Below are 1932 nucleotides of genomic sequence, written 5' to 3' on the forward strand. Positions count from 1 at the left end.
TACACAAAAGAAAAATTACTAGCAAGCAGATGTGGTAGAAAAGTGAGTGTATGATAAAACTAAAATGTACCAAGTGAGTAAAATTATGATGGTGATGTACTAAAGGAAGCTAGAGCAAACACTAATCTGTCCCAATACGATATGGCAGATAAACTAGGTGTAACCAAGCAGACCTACATGAAGWGGGAGAACGGGATAACCGAACCKAAAGCAACAGCAGGTCAGCCAACTAGCGAAGATATTGAAGATTACAGAAGCAGAGATTTGTCGAGGTAAGCTAAACACTCGCTATAGTCTGGAAGATTTCATTTACAGGCTTAACTCAGAGAGGCCATCACCTGAGATGCAGATTCTTAAATTATGGGAAACTGTTGAAGATCATGAAAAGTTCTTTAAGAGCCTAAAGCCAAAGACAGAACAACAGTACTACGAAATGCAAGCAGATGAAGAGTACGTGAATAAGATAAGAGTCTAAATATTGGACTAGAGTAGACTATTAAAGATAGTGTACTCTCGCCCCTCCTCCTCCTTCGCTCAGCCTCGCTACGTCGTTCGTCGTTGGGCGAGAGAAAAGACGGCTTAGCAGGGCGCGAGGTGAATTTAGTGAGAGCTAGGAGGATAGAGAACGCGAAAAAACATTAGGGAGCGCTGGAATATTGCGAACGCTCTTTCATCGACTGGAAGTTATGAGGATATGCAGTAGCATAAATCCGGTTGATGTTGGGGCTAACGTTCGGCCTAGCCCCTTCGGGTCGGTTTCAGTGAGTATGTCATGTGTTCGTTAAGTTCGACATTATGTAAATTATGTTACGGGCTTCCACTTCAAAGCGATTCTCACGCCTAGCATGTACGCAGCAAGCTGCGACAATGAGCAAGTTCTTCGCCCACCCTTTGCGCGCGTCAGGCCAAAGGCAAACCCTCAACATAATTCAGAACCATAATGCGCACTTTGGCATTTCAGCTTGGGATGGTTTTCATCGCGGATTTCAACTGCCATAAAGAAGCATTTATGACAGTTGAGAACGATTATCGCGGGTTTAGTTTAAGGCTTGGTGACTCTGCTCTTGCAGCAAGTGAGCTTTGAGCAATGGCTGCATCTCGATAAACGACAACACGCTTTGCAAGTGCTCGATTTGAGATTGCAGACGCTCCCAGATAATGGCTTGTAACTCTTCGCTCTCACGGCATGATGTTGAGTTTAAGAACAGCGAGATATCAAAGAGATCATTGGCAACGGCTTGTGCATCGTCTAAGGTATATTCCTTCATAATTAACTTCCTGTTTAAGTTGATTGTGAGTAGCCCGTAGCTGTCCTACCAGTTACGGGCTAATTTGTTTTAGGCTTGCGCTCTAAACGGATTGTTGGATTCGGATTGGAACTCGTCTCGATATTGGTCAGGTGCAATAACCACAACCTGATTGCTTAGCTCGAACGCGATTACCACGATAGCTTTGTGTGCTATGTCTAGCTGCTTAATCGCATCACTTGCAGACTGGAAGCTTTCGAACCGATGAGCCGTTTCAGGCATTAAGCACCAAGCCGAACTACCCAAGTGATAACGTATCAAGAAGTCGTCTTGATTTAGGTTATGCACTAGCCAGCCGATGTACTGAGCATTCTTCGGTAGACCGCATTCTTTCTTTATCTGCTCTGGTGTCGGTGTTTTCATCATTAAGACTCCAAGGCCACCACGCTTAAGCCGAAGCGTTTAAGCTCGAGTGAACCAAAGTTATTCACGACATAACTCGAACTATCAACGGTATACATGCCAGCCGGATAAGGCTTTTGCTCTTCATCAAGCGAGAGTTTCATTTGCGTTGGGAACTTGCCGCCTAGATAAACATAAGCAACCTGCTCATAGATTTTGCGTGCTGGCTTATCATCCTTGGCTTTGGTCGTGCGTACATCAACACGCACATCCTCTTCGAAGA

Annotated in this window: 4 protein-coding genes; 1 reads left to right on the top strand and 3 read right to left on the bottom strand. The window is 44.7% G+C overall.

Annotated elements, in window-relative coordinates:
* The first annotated feature begins 141 nt into the window (after positions 1 to 141).
* Positions 142 to 276, top strand: coding sequence for a hypothetical protein (locus tag CIK04_RS33320; protein ID WP_325205715.1), 135 nt, complete (start codon positions 142 to 144; stop codon positions 274 to 276).
* Between the two features lie 761 nt (positions 277 to 1037).
* Here the strand turns inward: CIK04_RS33320 and CIK04_RS13385 are convergent.
* The 3 genes from CIK04_RS13385 to CIK04_RS13395 form a co-directional block, all read right to left on the bottom strand.
* The gene (locus CIK04_RS13385; RefSeq protein ID WP_097353731.1) at positions 1038 to 1268 is read right to left on the bottom strand and encodes a DNA polymerase III subunit alpha; all 231 of its coding nucleotides are present in this window, start codon (positions 1266 to 1268) and stop codon (positions 1038 to 1040) included.
* Between the two features lie 69 nt (positions 1269 to 1337).
* Complete coding sequence (locus tag CIK04_RS13390) at positions 1338 to 1673, bottom strand: hypothetical protein (protein WP_232708710.1); 336 nt, start codon at positions 1671 to 1673, stop codon at positions 1338 to 1340.
* Positions 1673 to 1932, bottom strand: a 260-nt coding sequence (locus CIK04_RS13395; RefSeq protein ID WP_325205716.1) for a single-stranded DNA-binding protein, incomplete at its 5' end; no start/stop codon positions are given. The genes CIK04_RS13390 and CIK04_RS13395, both read right to left, overlap by 1 nt.

It is taken from the genome of Vibrio sp. 03_296 (genome assembly GCF_002265885.1).

Coding starts and splice junctions, on each gene's coding strand:
- CIK04_RS13385 (WP_097353731.1), bottom strand. CDS start 1,268: ATGAAGGAATATACCTTAGACGATGCACAAGCCGTTGCCAATGATCTC.
- CIK04_RS13390 (WP_232708710.1), bottom strand. CDS start 1,673: ATGATGAAAACACCGACACCAGAGCAGATAAAGAAAGAATGCGGTCTA.